This is a genomic window from Sphingomonas sp. CCH5-D11, from assembly GCF_001557395.1.
Taxonomy (GTDB): Bacteria; Pseudomonadota; Alphaproteobacteria; order Sphingomonadales; family Sphingomonadaceae; genus Sphingomonas.
Window position 1 is genome coordinate 17,026 of the sequence record NZ_LSKH01000129.1, and the last position, 13,008, is coordinate 30,033.

General features: G+C 66.7%; 13 protein-coding genes and 1 pseudogene. 10 read left to right on the forward strand and 4 right to left on the reverse strand.

Annotated features, from left to right (window positions below; translation table 11 throughout):
- Positions 1–35: 35 nt before the first annotated feature.
- Positions 36–824, reverse strand: coding sequence for an SDR family oxidoreductase (locus tag AX702_RS08475; protein WP_066778475.1), 789 nt, complete (start codon positions 822–824; stop codon positions 36–38).
- Positions 825–979: 155 nt separating this feature from the next.
- On the opposite strand from AX702_RS08475, the gene AX702_RS08480 reads away from it, so the two are divergent.
- The 3 genes from AX702_RS08480 (at position 980) to AX702_RS08490 (ending at position 4,030) form a co-directional block, all read left to right on the forward strand.
- Positions 980–1,798, forward strand: a complete 819-nt coding sequence (locus tag AX702_RS08480) for an SDR family NAD(P)-dependent oxidoreductase (protein ID WP_066778476.1) — start codon at positions 980–982, stop codon at positions 1,796–1,798.
- Positions 1,795–3,303, forward strand: coding sequence for an MFS transporter (locus AX702_RS08485; RefSeq protein ID WP_331710388.1), 1,509 nt, complete (start codon positions 1,795–1,797; stop codon positions 3,301–3,303). Before AX702_RS08480 ends, AX702_RS08485 begins: the two co-directional genes overlap by 4 nt.
- Before the next feature lie 199 nt (positions 3,304–3,502).
- Positions 3,503–4,030 carry a CHAP domain-containing protein gene (locus AX702_RS08490; RefSeq protein WP_177179035.1) on the forward strand — a complete coding sequence of 176 codons (528 nt, stop codon included), beginning with the start codon at positions 3,503–3,505 and terminating at the stop codon, positions 4,028–4,030.
- Positions 4,031–4,112: 82 nt separating this feature from the next.
- Here the strand turns inward: AX702_RS08490 and msrB are convergent, their stop codons facing one another.
- Positions 4,113–4,565, reverse strand: coding sequence for a peptide-methionine (R)-S-oxide reductase MsrB (gene msrB / locus AX702_RS08495; RefSeq protein ID WP_066778501.1), 453 nt, complete (start codon positions 4,563–4,565; stop codon positions 4,113–4,115).
- A gap of 190 nt (positions 4,566–4,755) precedes the next feature.
- Between msrB and AX702_RS08500 the strand changes: the two genes are divergently transcribed.
- Positions 4,756–6,015, forward strand: coding sequence for a glutamate-5-semialdehyde dehydrogenase (locus AX702_RS08500; protein WP_066778479.1), 1,260 nt, complete (start codon positions 4,756–4,758; stop codon positions 6,013–6,015).
- Positions 6,016–6,028: 13 nt separating this feature from the next.
- On the opposite strand, the gene AX702_RS08505 is transcribed toward AX702_RS08500, so the two are convergent.
- Complete coding sequence (locus tag AX702_RS08505; RefSeq protein ID WP_066778483.1) at positions 6,029–7,306, reverse strand: methyltransferase family protein; 1,278 nt, start codon at positions 7,304–7,306, stop codon at positions 6,029–6,031.
- Positions 7,307–7,391: 85 nt separating this feature from the next.
- On the opposite strand from AX702_RS08505, the gene AX702_RS08510 reads away from it, so the two are divergent.
- Positions 7,392–7,874, forward strand: coding sequence for a GAF domain-containing protein (locus AX702_RS08510; RefSeq protein ID WP_066778484.1), 483 nt, complete (start codon positions 7,392–7,394; stop codon positions 7,872–7,874).
- 44 nt (positions 7,875–7,918) lie between these two features.
- Here the strand turns inward: AX702_RS08510 and AX702_RS08515 are convergent, their stop codons facing one another.
- Complete coding sequence (locus AX702_RS08515) at positions 7,919–8,371, reverse strand: universal stress protein (RefSeq protein ID WP_066778486.1); 453 nt, start codon at positions 8,369–8,371, stop codon at positions 7,919–7,921.
- A gap of 110 nt (positions 8,372–8,481) precedes the next feature.
- Between AX702_RS08515 and AX702_RS08520 the strand changes: the two genes are divergently transcribed.
- The 5 genes and pseudogenes from AX702_RS08520 to AX702_RS08540 form a co-directional block, all read left to right on the forward strand.
- A complete protein-coding gene (locus AX702_RS08520; RefSeq protein ID WP_066778488.1) occupies positions 8,482–9,840 on the forward strand; it encodes a pyruvate dehydrogenase complex dihydrolipoamide acetyltransferase in 1,359 nt (452 codons plus the stop codon).
- 1 nt (position 9,841) lies between these two features.
- A complete protein-coding gene (locus tag AX702_RS08525; protein WP_066778489.1) occupies positions 9,842–10,039 on the forward strand; it encodes a hypothetical protein in 198 nt (65 codons plus the stop codon).
- 3 nt (positions 10,040–10,042) lie between these two features.
- Positions 10,043–11,443, forward strand: coding sequence for a dihydrolipoyl dehydrogenase (gene lpdA, locus AX702_RS08530; protein WP_066778491.1), 1,401 nt, complete (start codon positions 10,043–10,045; stop codon positions 11,441–11,443).
- 149 nt (positions 11,444–11,592) lie between these two features.
- Positions 11,593–12,513 (forward strand): aminotransferase class IV, encoded by a 921-nt coding sequence (locus tag AX702_RS08535; RefSeq protein ID WP_066778502.1) that lies wholly within the window; start codon positions 11,593–11,595, stop codon positions 12,511–12,513.
- Positions 12,510–13,008 (forward strand): annotated as a pseudogene (locus AX702_RS08540) (hypothetical protein); the annotation flags it as partial. The gene AX702_RS08535 and the pseudogene AX702_RS08540, both read left to right, overlap by 4 nt.

Here is a 13,008-nt window from a genome sequence, read left to right on the forward strand (position 1 = left end):
GGCACCTGCTTCACGACGTTCACGCTTGAGGCGGATCAGGCCTCCAGGCTGGTTCCCAGCGCGGCATTGACCAGGCCGCCGTCCACCACCAAGGTGTCGCCGACGACATAGTCGCTGGCCCGGCTGGCAAGGAAGATCGCGGCGCCCGCCATGTCCTCGAAATTGCCGATCCGGCGCATCGGGATGCCCTTGGCGACCTCGTCACCATGATCGCGCGCGGCGCGGTTCATCTCGCTGGCGAAGGCACCGGGGGCCAGGCTGGTGACGATGATGCCGTCCTTGATAAGCCGGGCCGCCATCCGCTTGGTCAGATAGATCAGCGCCGCCTTGGACGCATGGTAGCTGTAGGTGTCCCACGGATTCAGCCGCATGCCGTCAATGGAGGTGATGTTGATCACCTTGGAGGGCGCATCGTGGCTCGCGTTGGTCTTTAAAAGGCCATGCAGCGCCTGGGTGAGGAAGAAGGGCGATTTGACGTTGAGGTCCATCACCTTGTCCCAGCCGCTCTCCGGAAACTCCTCGAACGGCACGCCCCAGGCCGCGCCGGCATTGTTGACCAGGATGTCGAGGTGATCCTCGCGCTCCGCCAGGGCGGCGGCGAGCGCGCGGCATCCCTCAACCGTGGCCACGTCCTGCGGTAAGGGGATGCATTTGGGGCCAAGTTCCGCCGCCGTTTCGTCGCACGCGGCTGCCTTGCGGGACGAGATGTAAACGGTCGCGCCCTGCTCGACAAAGGCCTTGGCGATCATCTTGCCGATGCCGCGGCTGCCGCCGGTGACGAGCGCGGTGCGCCCCTCCAGGCTGAAAAGACTGCTCAGGCTCATCCGTAACCTCCCTAATCCGATCGTCTCGTGTGACCGCCGGCTAGCGGCGCGGATCGCCCGGGACAAGCGGCCTACCGCTTTTTCGAACAGGTTATGATTGACGGCGAGCGATGCCATACTATGCTGCCGAAAAACAGAAATGACAGGACGAGAGGATGCGCTTTTCGGGCAAGCGTGCCGTCGTGACCGGCGGCGCTTCGGGCATCGGTCGTGCAACGGCTTTGCGGCTGGCAGAGGAGGGTGCCGAGGTCTGGATCGGCGACATTGATGAGGCCGGCGGCAGGGAGCTTGCCAGCACCTCCAACGGCAAGATCCACTTTCAGCTTTGCGATGTGACCCAGGCGGAGGAGATCCGCGCGCTGATGGAGGCGCCGGGCGAACTGGACGTCCTGTTCAACAATGCCGGTGCCGGCGGCGCGCCCGAGAAGATCGACGAGATCGCGCCCGAGGACTGGGACCGGACCCAATCATTGCTGCTCCGCTCCGTGGCGCTCGGCATGCGTTATGCCGCGCCGCTGATGGCGAAGCGCGGCGGCGGCGCGATCGTCAACACCTCCTCCGTTTCCGCACTGGGCACCGGCTATGCGCCGACCGCCTATTCGACGGCAAAGGCCGGGGTGCTGCACTTGTCCAAGATGGCGGCCGCCGATCTGGCAAAGCACGGCATCCGCGTGAACGCCGTCATCCCGGGCTTCATCACCACCAACATCTTCACCCGCCACCTGGACGTGCCGGCCGACAAGCTGGAGCGCGCGAATCAGGTGATCGCGCAGGTCGCCGCGGGGGCCCAGCCGGTGAAGCGCGCCGGTCGGCCGGAGGACATCGCCGCCGCGGTATCCTTCCTGCTCAGCGAGGACGCGGCCTTTGTCACCGGCACGCATCTGGTGGTGGATGGTGGTATAACCATTGGAACGCGGCAGAGTTGGGATCCGGACCAGCCCGGATTGTTCGCCGCACTGGAGGCTCTGCAATGAGCGCTACTCTCGCAAGCGCCGCCTCTGTCCGCAGCGCGCCTGCCGGGCGACGGCTGCGCGGCAGCACCATGGCGAGCTACGGCTTCGGCGCTGCCGCTTATGGCGTGAAGGATTCCGGCTTCGGCACGTTCCTGCTGCTGTTCTACAATCAGGTGATCGGCGTGCCGGCTGCGACGGTCGGCTTCGTCATCATGTGCGCGCTGATCATCGACGCGTTCGTTGATCCGACGATCGGCTTCCTGTCCGATCGCACGCGAACGTCCTGGGGGCGGCGCCATCCGTGGCTTTATGGCTCGGCGCTGCCGATCATGCTTGGCTGGGTGCTGCTGTGGAACCCGCCGCAAAGCTCGCAGGCGGCGACGCTTGGCTGGCTGTTCGTGATCGCCGTGATGGTGCGCAGCGCGGTCAGCGCCTATGAGGTGCCGAGCCAGGCCATGGCGGCCGAGCTCAGCTCGGATTATGACGAGCGCACGCGGATCATGGCCTATCGCTATCTGTTCGGCTGGGCCGGCGGGCTGGTGATGCTGATCGCGGCCTATTGGATCTTCCTGGCGCCGACGCCGGAATATCCCAACGGTCTGCTCAACCCGAACGGCTACAAGGGCTTCGCCATCGCCGGCGCGCTCTTCATGGGGGTCGCGATCCTCACCTCCGCCATGGGAACGCATCGTGAGATCCCGAACCTGCCGTCGCCCGTGATCGAGAAGCAGACGATCGGCCAGAATTTCGCCGAACTCGGGCAGACGCTCCGCAACAAGGCGTTCCTGATCCTGATGGCGGCCGGCCTGTTCGTTTACACGAACCAGGGCATCACCTATGCCATCTCCAACTATCTCTACACCTATGTCTGGCGCTTCACGACGGTGACGATCGCCGGGCTGACGGTGCCCACCTTTGTGCCGCTCAGCATGGTCCTGTTCGGCGGCGTTCTGGTGGCCTTTGTTCTCGCGCCGCGGATCGGCCAGGTGACGAGCAAGCCCAAGGCGGCATCGACCGCTGCCGTGCTGGCCATCATCATCGGCACCTCGCCTTATTGGGCGCGGCTCGCTGGCGTGTTTCCCGAAGTTGGCAGCCCCGCCATGCTCCCGCTGCTCTTCACCATGCTGGCGCTCGGCACGGCGGCCAGCGTGACGGCGCACATCCTGGGTGCATCGATGATGGCGGACGTGGTGGAGGATTCCGAGCAGCGAACCGGCCGGCGTTCCGAGGGCGTCTTCTTCGCCGGTGGCTTCTTTATCCAGAAATGCACCAGCGGGGTCGGCATCTTCGTGACCGGCCTGATCCTTGCGGCCGCCAACTTCCCGGCCAAGGCCGTGCCGGGGCAGGTGCCGGTGGAGGTGCTCGATCGCCTGACCGTCATCTATATCGTCGCGGCGACCGGCCTGGCGCTGGTGGCAGCCGCCCTCTATCGCGCCTTTCCCTTCGGCCGCGCCGAACATACCGCGCGGCTAGAAGCATTGCGCATGCAAGCGCTTGATTCGGAGCGGGTTGATCCCGTTCCCTGACGGTCAGGCCCCGTTCAGTTGCTGCGCCCGGCACTTCGTCGGCGCGGCAACACCGTTCATCGGAATTGGTTCCCGCGCCTATTGGTTTTCCTGAACCACCCCCGTAGCCGGAGTGAGACGAACATCCGTAGACCGGGGGGTCGCAGTGAACTTGAAGGCTTTCGGAGCGCGCTTCGCGCTTGTTGTGTCGTGCGGCCTGATGACGGCGACGGCAGCAAATGCACAGTTCTGGCAGTGCGCTCCTTATGCTCGCGAGATCTCGGGCATTCAGATCCACGGCAACGCCAACACTTGGTGGGGGCAGGCCGCCGGCCGCTACGAACGCGGCGCTGCGCCCAAGGTCGGCGCGGTGCTCTCCTTCCGCCCGACGAGCCGCATGCGGGTAGGGCATGTCGCGATGGTCAGCCAGATCGTCAGCGACCGCGAAGTTCTGCTGACCCACGCCAATTGGTCGCGTCGCGGCGGCATCGAGCGGGACGTGCGCGCGATCGACGTGTCCGAGGCGGGCGACTGGAGCCTGGTGAAGGTGTGGTATGCGCCGCAGGGCGGGCTTGGCACCTCCAGCTATCCGACCAATGGCTTCATCTACAGCGATCATGCCGATGGCGTCGCACCCGCCATCATCGCCGATCAGGATGACGAGGCGAACGAGACCCGACTCGCCAATCTGGCGATCGCCGCTGCCGCTGCCGCCCCGGTGCGCGGCGCAATCACGATCGGCAACTGATCCGCCGGGAGGCGGTGCCCGGGCGGCGGGTCAGCCGATAACGGCGCGACCGGTCTGCTGTGTCATCCTCACCAATAGCACGTCACGCCGGCCGAAAGGCCATCGCGACTCCGTTCATGCAGTAACGCTTGCCGGTCGGCGGCGGACCATCGTCGAAGACATGGCCCAGATGCCCCCCGCATCGCGCGCAATGCACCTCCGTTCGCGGGATCCCCAGGCTGAAGTCCCGCCTGGTGCCGACGCCCTGCTTCAGCGGCGCCCAGAAGCTTGGCCAGCCGGTTCCACTGTCGAACTTGGTGGCGGACGAGAACAGCGCCTGGCTGCACCCTGCGCAGGCGAAGGTGCCGCGCCTCTTTTCCTTGTCGAGCGGGCTGGAGAACGGCCGCTCGGTCGCCTCATGCCGCAGGACCTGATAGGCTTGCGGGGACAGCCGCTCGCGCCACTGCGCATCGCGGAGTTGCAGCGGAAAGGCTTTTGCCTCGGCGGGCGAGTGGTCGCAGGCGCCGAGCACCAGCGTGGCGGCACCCGCGCTCATGCTCAAAATCAGGGTGCGGCGATCAAGCGAACGGCTCATGCACGCCGATATAGTGCCGCGGCGGCCGCGTGCATCGGCGCAGCGCTCCGCCGCCATGCATTTCCTTCAAAGACATGTTGCATGTTCTGCTTTCGCACCGGCGAGAATCGCTGTTTCGGTGATCAGGCACGGCCGTGCTAGGCAGCATGCCATGCTGGACGCGCAAAATCCCCAGGCAATGATCGCTGGCATGGCGGCCGCCGCCCGGCGCGCGGCGCATCAGCTTGCCCGGCTTTCCACCGATCAGCGGCGCACCGCGCTGCTGCGCGCCGAGGAGGCGATCCGTGCCGCCGAGGCAGATATACTGGCGGCCAATGCGGCGGATCTGGCGCGGGCGGAAGCGGCAGGACTATCGGGTGCGATGCTCGATCGGCTGCGCCTCGACGAGCAGCGGATCGCCGGCATGGCGGCCGGTGTCGCGACCGTCGCCACGCTCCCCGACCCGGTCGGGCAGGTCATCGACACCGTGGTACGTCCCAATGGGCTGGAGCTCACCCGCGTTCGCGTGCCGATCGGCGTCATCGGCATCATCTTTGAAAGCCGCCCCAATGTGACCGCGGACGCCGCCGCGCTTTGCGTCATGGCGGGAAATGCCGCGATCCTGCGCGGCGGCAGCGAGGCGAGCGAAAGCAACGCGGCCATTCACCGCGCCTTTTGCGCTGGCCTGAGCGCCGCCGGACTGCCAACGGAGGCGGTGCAGCTGGTGGGAACCACGGATCGCGCCGCCGTTGGCGCGATGCTGGCGGCGCAGGGCGCAATCGATCTGGTGATCCCTCGCGGTGGCAAGGGGCTGGTCGCGCGAGTGCAGGCCGAGGCGCGGGTGCCCGTGCTCGCCCATCTCGACGGCATCAACCATGTCTTCGTCCATGCCTCCGCCGACGCTGCCATGGCCGCGGAAATCGTGCGCAATGCCAAGATGCGACGCACGGGCGTGTGCGGCGCGATGGAAACGCTGCTGATCGATGCGGATTACGCGGATCCGGCGGGGCTGGTCCGATCGCTGTCGGATGCGGGATGCCTGGTGCGCGGCGATGATCGCCTGCGCGCGATCATGGACGTGACGCCGGCGGACGATCTGGATTGGGACACCGAATATCTCGACGCCATCTGTTCGGTCGCAATCGTCGACGGGATCGAGGGCGCGCTGGCGCATATCGCGCGGCATAGCTCGGGCCATACCGACGCGATCGTCGCTTCGGACACGGCGGTCGCGGATCGTTTTCTCGCGGAGGTCGATTCCGCCATCGTGCTGTGGAACGCATCGACGCAGTTTGCCGATGGTGGGGAGTTCGGCCTGGGCGCGGAGATCGGCATCGCCACCGGCAGGCTGCACGCGCGCGGGCCCGTCGCGCTGGAGGGGCTGACGACCTACAAATGGGTCGGTCGCGGCACTGGTCAGGTACGAAGCTGATACGGGCGCAAGTTCATCTGCCGCCGACCCAGCGGAAGAAGCGCGGCACCGGGGCGTTGCGGCTCATCCAGGCGCTATAGTCGCGATAGATCGGGTCCGCCGATAGGTGCCGCTCCTCCGTTCGCGCGCGCCAGTAATAGATGCCGCTGACCGCCGCGAGGATCAGCGTCGCGCGCGCGGCATCGACCATCGATCCCGTGGTCAGCAGGGGAAGGGTGGAGAGCCACCAGAACAGGTTCTTGGTGAGATAGGCGGGGTGGCGGGACCAGGCATAGGGCCCGTGGGTGAGGATCCCGCGATGCGTCAGGTTCGAAAAGCGCAGGCCGAACGAAACCGTCGCCCAGGCGTAGATCGCCGTCAGCAGCACCAGCACCGCACCGACGATCGCCAGCAACAGCGGATGTCCCTGAAGCCATTGGCTCCAGTCCGCGGTGCCGGGGTGGTAATCGAGCGGGCCGCCCTGATCCATCAGGATGAACGGCGGGTAGCAGATCAGCGCAGCGGCCCAGCCGGCCGCATAGGGATTGGCGCTGCGGATATGCGCGTCGAGCGGCCGCATCGTCAGCACATAGCCGACCGTCGCAAAGGCCACGTCGATCACGAACATGAAGGTGATCAGCCAATTGGCGAGCCGCACCGGATCCGCCAGCAGGCCGAAAGTGGGCGTCCGGATGAACTCGCCAAAGCCGGGCGGCACGATCGCCAGCATGAACGCAAGGAAGAACGCCTTCACCCCCCAGGCGCGCAGGTGAGCATATATCGCCTCCGGCTCGGTGCCGCTGGTATGCGTCAGCCAGGCGCCGAACGCCCAGGCGCCGTCGCGCGGCTCCACCAGCCGGCGGTCGAGCCAGATCACATACGGGATGGAGAGCAGGAACAGGAAAGGCGCGGCGGTGCCGAAGCACCACATGGCGAAGCGGAAATTGCCCTCCCAGTAAAAGCGCCCCGTTCCATAGATCAGCGCGATCGCCGCCCAGGTGGCCCATAGCCCGACCAGCTTCACCAGGCTGACGTCGATCGTCTCACGCCAGGGGCGCACCTTTGCCCAGTCGATCCCGGTGGATGGGCGGCGATGCACCTTGTCCACCAGCAACGACCACAACACCATCGGTATGCCGCACGCCAGCAGGTTGACGAGCGCGGCATAGGGCCCGTCCAGGCCATAGACGCGTGCGAACAGAACCCAGGCGATCAGCCCTGCCAGCCCGGCAACCCCCACGCCATGCGATACGGCGGAAGGAGGCCGCGGATCGGCGTGACGGTCGGGGGTGAGCGCGACTTTCTGATGCATGCATCGGCGGCGTAGCACAGCAAAGGTAATCGCCCCATGAAGGATGCGCTCGCTTCCGCACCGCAGCGGGACTACATCGCCCGGCATGTACCAGTTCGATATCAAGGCCGGCGAGAAGGCCGAACTTTACCGCGACATCCTGTCCGCGCTCGATGCTCTGACCGCGGACGAGCCCGATCCCGTGGCGAACATGGCCAATGCGGCGGCGCTGATCTGGCAATATCTGCCCGACCTGAACTGGGCTGGCTTCTACCGCATGGTCGGGGGCGAACTGGTCCTCGGGCCGTTCCAGGGCAAGCCGGCGTGCATCAGGATCGCGGTGGGCGCAGGCGTGTGTGGTGCCGCTGCCGCCACGCGCGAGACGCAGCTGGTGGCGGACGTCCATGCGTTTCCCGGGCACATCGCCTGCGACGCTGAGAGCGCGTCCGAACTGGTGGTGCCGATCGTGCACGATGGCCGCCTCATCGGCGTGCTTGATCTCGACAGCCCGACGCCGTCGCGGTTCGACGCGGAGGATGCCGCGGGCGGGGAGGCGATCGCCGCGCTGCTCGCCGCTCGGATCGCTTGACCGCACGCACCCGGCGCTGCGCGGCGCCGGGGCGGGACGCGCGCCTAGCTCAGCCGGTCGATCGCCTCTCGATCAAGGTTGCCCGGAATGATCATCAGCGGGATCGGCAGCGTTCCCGCCTGACCGGCGAAATGCGTCACCAGCGGCCCCGGCGGTCCGTCTCCCGATGCGCCGAGCACAAGCGCCGCCACGTCCGGGTTGCCGGCGATCAGTTCCCGGATGATCTTCGGCCCGTCGCCCTGCCGCACGGTGATCGACGGGCGCAGCCCCGATTCCTCGATCAGCGTGCCCGCCGCTTTCGCCACCAGCCCTTCCGCGCGCCGCCGCGCTTCTTCCTCGATCGTCGCCTGCACGCCGCCAAAGGCGATGAATTCCTGCTGCTCCACCAGCGCCAGGATCTCGACGCCGCCGCCGGTCTTCACCGCCCGGCGCGCGGCAAACCGCAACGCGATCTCCGCCTCCGGCGCGTCATCGATCACGGTCAGATAGATACGCATGCGTCGTCGATTGCCCCCAAGTAAGGCCATGCTTATCTTCCTGCGGGGTTGACCGCGCAAGGCCTCGGCGCAAGAGACGGGCGCTCCCCCAGGAACCGCTGAGGACCCTCATGTCGATCGAAATCAAGATGCCTGCTCTTTCTCCGACCATGGAGGAGGGGACGCTGGCGAAATGGCTCGTGAAGGAGGGCGATACCGTCAAGGCGGGTGACCTGATGGCCGAGATCGAGACGGACAAGGCCACGATGGAGTTCGAGGCTGTGGACGAGGGCGTGGTCGCCAGGCTCGTCGTCGCCGAGGGTACGGACGGCGTGAAGGTCGGCACCGTCATCATGCTGCTTGACGGCGAGGGTGAGGAAAGTGCCCCGGCGAAGAAGCAGGACGCGCCGAAGGAAGAAGCGAAGTCCCAAGCCAAGCCCGAATCCAAGCCCGAACCCCGAAAGGAGCAGGTCGACGCGCCGGTCGATCGCGAGACGGGCGAGCCGGTGTCGCAGGACAATCCCGAGACCAAGCCGCAGCCCGCGCCGCAGCAGCAGCAGACCCCGCGCGGCGATGGGGAGCGCGTAAAGGCCAGCCCGCTCGCGCGCCGCATCGCCGCCGAGAAGGGCGTGGAGCTGTCGGCTCTCACCGGCTCCGGCCCGAACGGCCGCATCGTCAAGGCTGACGTGGAAAGCGCCGAGCCGGGCAAGGCCGCGCCCGCCGCTCAGCAGCAACAGGCGGCGCCGAGCGCTGCCGCTCCGGCCGCCGCGCCCGCCCCGGCGCCGGCGCAGATCCCCGACATCCCGCACGAGACGACCAAGCTCAGCAACATGCGCAAGACGATTGCGCGCCGCCTGACCGAGTCGAAGCAGCAGGTGCCGCACATCTACCTCACCGTGGACGTGCGCCTCGACAAGCTGCTGAAGCTGCGTGCCGAGCTGAACGACAGCCTGGGTGCGCGCGGCGTGAAGCTGTCGGTCAACGACCTGATGATCAAGGCGCTCGCGGTCGCATTGGTGCAGGTGCCCAAGTGCAACGTCATGTACACGCCGAACGAGCTGGTGACGTTCAAGCGTGCCGACATCTCGGTCGCGGTGTCGACGCCCGAAGGCCTCATCACGCCGGTGATCACCGAAGCGGACACCGCTTCGCTCTCGTCCATCTCGACGCGGATGAAGGATCTTGCCGCCCGCGCCCGCGACAAGAAGCTGAAGCCGGAGGAATTCACCGGCGGCACCGCCTCGATCAGCAACATGGGCATGTTCGGAATCAAGCAGTTTGAGGCGGTGATCAATCCGCCGCAGGGCATGATCCTGGCGGTCGGCGCGGGCGAGAAGCGCCCTTATGTCATCGACGATGCGCTCGGCATCGCGACGGTGATGAGCGCCACCGGCAGCTTCGACCACCGCGCGATCGACGGCGCGGACGGCGCGGAGCTGATGCAGGCGTTCAAGGCGCTGTGCGAAAACCCGCTCGGCATGCTGGCTTGAGATGAACCGCGCGGTTGCCGCCGAGCTTTTGCACCTGGCCGCCGGCCTGCTGCTGACGCTTGCGCTCTTCCGCGCGGCCATCTGGTCCTATCCGCAGGGCGCCGGCTCACTGGAGCCGGTCTGCCTGCTGACGATGCTGGCGATGCTGGCAATGAGCGTGCCCGCGCTGATCAGGGCGGCGCGCCAACCAAGGAACTGATACGTGGCAGACACTTACGATCTCGTCGTCCTGGGCTCCGGACCGGGCGGCTATGTCGCGGCGATTCGCGCCTCGCAGCTCGGGCTGAAGGTGGCGATCGTTGAGCGCGAGCTGCTCGGCGGCATCTGCCTCAACTGGGGCTGCATCCCGACCAAGGCGCTGCTGCGCTCGGCCGAGGTGTTCCACCTGATGAGCCATGCCAAGGATTATGGCCTCGCCGCGCAGGGGATTACGGCTGACCTTGAAGCTGTGGTGAAGCGCTCGCGCGGCGTCGCCAAGCAGCTCAATCAGGGCGTGACGCACCTGATGAAGAAGAACAAGGTTGCCGTGCACATGGGTACCGGCAAGCTGACGGGCAAGAACAAGCTGACCGTCACCGACAAGGACGGCAAGGCGACCGAGATCGGCTACAAGAACGTCATCGTCGCGACCGGCGCGCGCGCCCGCGACCTGCCGTTCGCCAAGGCTGACGGCAAGCGTATCTGGACCTATCGCCATGCGATGACCCCGCCGGAAATGCCCAAAAAGCTGCTGGTCATCGGATCGGGCGCGATCGGGATCGAGTTCGCGAGCTTCTACAACGACATGGGCGCCGACGTGACGGTGGTCGAAATGCTCGACCGGCTGGTCCCCGTTGAGGACGCGGATGTCTCGGCGCATCTCGAGAAGGCGCTGAAGAAGCAGGGCATGACGATCATGACCTCGGCAGGCGTCAATGGTCTGGACGTCAGCGACAAGGGTGTCGTCGCGAAGCTCAAGGACAAGTCGGGCAAGGAAAGCTCGGTCGAGTTCAGCCATGTCATCGTCGCGGTCGGCATCGTGCCGAATACGGCCGACATCGGGCTGAAGGAGCTGGGCGTCGAGGTGGACGATCGCGGCTTCCTCAAGACCGATCCGATGTGCCGCACCAATGTTGCGGGCGTCTGGGCGATCGGCGATATCACCGCGCCGCCGTGGCTGGCGCACAAGGCGAGCCACGAGGGCGTCATCGCCGCCGAGGCGATCGCCGGCGGCCACCCGCATGCCATGGACCCGCGCAACATTCCGGGCTGCACCTATTGCCGCCCGCAGATCGCCAGCGTCGGCCTGACCGAGGCGAAGGCGAAGGAAGTTGGCTATGAGGTGAAGGTCGGCAACTTCCCGTTCATAGGCAATGGCAAGGCGATCGCGCTGGGCGAGCCGGAAGGCTTCGTGAAGACGGTGTTCGACGCTAACACGGGCGAGCTGCTCGGCGCGCACATGATTGGCGCTGAAGTGACCGAGATGATCCAGGGCTACACCATTGGCAAGACGATGGAGACGACCGAGGCGGAGCTGATGGAAACGGTGTTCCCGCACCCCACGATCAGCGAGACGATGCACGAGGCGGTGCTGGGGGCGTACGGCAAGGCGCTGCATATCTGAGCCGCTGGGGTGGAGGGCAGGCACACCTCCACCACCGTTCGCACTGAGCCTTGTCGAAGTGCGTGCTGCGCGCCCGCTCCGCCTGCGGCACGTGCTTCGACAAGCTCAGCACGAACGCGGTAGGGCGTATGATCGACAAAGGAGCGACCATGACCGAACACGCGACCGGCACGCACGTCTTCACCCCCGATCCGCGCAACGACAATGTCCTGATCGACGTCAACGGCGAACTCTTCCGTCGTCCCGAGGCGAAGGTCTCCGTATTCGATTCCGGCTTCATGCTGGGCGACGGCGTGTGGGAGGGGCTGCGCGTCTATGACGGTCGCATGGCGTTCCTTGATCGCCACCTCGACCGGCTGTGGCAGGGTGCCAAGGCGATCATGCTCGACATCGGCATCAGCCGCGAGGAACTGGTCGCGCGCCTTCGCCGCGTGCTCGACGCCAATGAGATGACGGGCGACGGCGTCCACATCCGCCTGATGGTCACGCGGGGCATCCGCTCCACCCCGTATCAGGATCCGCGCGTCGTCATCTCGCCGGCGACGATCGTCATCATCCCGGAGTGGAAGGCGCCCGCTACCGGCACGGCGACGCGAATGCTGAACCTCGCCACCGTCCATGTCCGTCGCGGCTATCCCGACGTGCAGGACCCAAAGCTCAACTCGCATTCCAAGCTCAACTGCATCACCGCCTGCATCCAGGCGGCGCAGGCGGGCGCGGACGAGGCGCTGATGCTCGATCCGCATGGCTTCGTCGCGACGTGCAATTCCACGCACTTCTTCATCGTCCGGGGCGGCGAGGTGTGGACCTCGACCGGCGACTATTGCCTCGACGGCATCACCCGCCGCATCGTGGTGGAGACCGCGCGCGCGGCCGGCATTCCCACGTATGAGCGCAATTTCTCGCTGACCGATGTCTATGGCGCGGACGAGGCGTTCACCACCGGCACCTTCGCTGGCCTTGCCCCGATCGGCACGATCGACGGCCGGGTGATCGGCGCCGAGCGTGGCCCGATGGTCGAACGCTTGCAGGCGCTCTATCGCGCGGCGGTCGACCGGGAACTCGCATGACGCCGGAGATCGGCTCCCAGCCGCTGCGCATGGTATCCCGCGGCGAACAGCCGCTGCGCATCGCCATGTGGTCCGGCCCGCGCAACATCTCCACGGCGATGATGCGCAGCTTTTCCAGCCGCGCCGATTGTGCGGTCAGCGACGAGCCCTTCTACGGCTGCTTCCTGGCCGAAAGCGGCGCCGATCACCCGATGCGCGAGGCGGTGATCGCCAGCATGGATTGCGACTGGCAGTCGGTGGCCGCCACCCTGTCCGGCCCGGCGCCGGCGGGGAAGCCGGTCTGGTACCAGAAGCACATGCCCCACCACATGGTCGGCCCGATCGCGCCAGACGATCTCGCCGGCGTGGTTCATGCCTTTCTGATCCGCGATCCGGGACGCATGGCGGCGTCCTATGCCGCGAAGCGCGAGACGGTGACGCCCGCGGATCTCGGCGTCGCGGCGCAGCGCGCCTTTTTCGACCGCGAGGCGGACCGGCTCGGCACCGCGCCGCCGG

What these genes read in the sequence shown, in the direction of transcription:
- AX702_RS08475 (WP_066778475.1), bottom strand. Translation starts at nt 824, where the DNA reads ATGAGCCTGAGCAGTCTTTTCAGCCTGGAGGGGCGCACCGCGCTCGTC.
- AX702_RS08480 (WP_066778476.1), top strand. Translation starts at nt 980, where the DNA reads ATGCGCTTTTCGGGCAAGCGTGCCGTCGTGACCGGCGGCGCTTCGGGC.
- AX702_RS08485 (WP_331710388.1), top strand. Translation starts at nt 1,795, where the DNA reads ATGAGCGCTACTCTCGCAAGCGCCGCCTCTGTCCGCAGCGCGCCTGCC.
- AX702_RS08490 (WP_177179035.1), top strand. Translation starts at nt 3,503, where the DNA reads ATGACGGCGACGGCAGCAAATGCACAGTTCTGGCAGTGCGCTCCTTAT.
- msrB (WP_066778501.1), bottom strand. Translation starts at nt 4,565, where the DNA reads ATGAGCGCGGGTGCCGCCACGCTGGTGCTCGGCGCCTGCGACCACTCG.
- AX702_RS08500 (WP_066778479.1), top strand. Translation starts at nt 4,756, where the DNA reads ATGCTGGACGCGCAAAATCCCCAGGCAATGATCGCTGGCATGGCGGCC.
- AX702_RS08505 (WP_066778483.1), bottom strand. Translation starts at nt 7,306, where the DNA reads ATGCATCAGAAAGTCGCGCTCACCCCCGACCGTCACGCCGATCCGCGG.
- AX702_RS08510 (WP_066778484.1), top strand. Translation starts at nt 7,392, where the DNA reads ATGTACCAGTTCGATATCAAGGCCGGCGAGAAGGCCGAACTTTACCGC.
- AX702_RS08515 (WP_066778486.1), bottom strand. Translation starts at nt 8,371, where the DNA reads ATGCGTATCTATCTGACCGTGATCGATGACGCGCCGGAGGCGGAGATC.
- AX702_RS08520 (WP_066778488.1), top strand. Translation starts at nt 8,482, where the DNA reads ATGTCGATCGAAATCAAGATGCCTGCTCTTTCTCCGACCATGGAGGAG.
- AX702_RS08525 (WP_066778489.1), top strand. Translation starts at nt 9,842, where the DNA reads ATGAACCGCGCGGTTGCCGCCGAGCTTTTGCACCTGGCCGCCGGCCTG.
- AX702_RS08535 (WP_066778502.1), top strand. Translation starts at nt 11,593, where the DNA reads ATGACCGAACACGCGACCGGCACGCACGTCTTCACCCCCGATCCGCGC.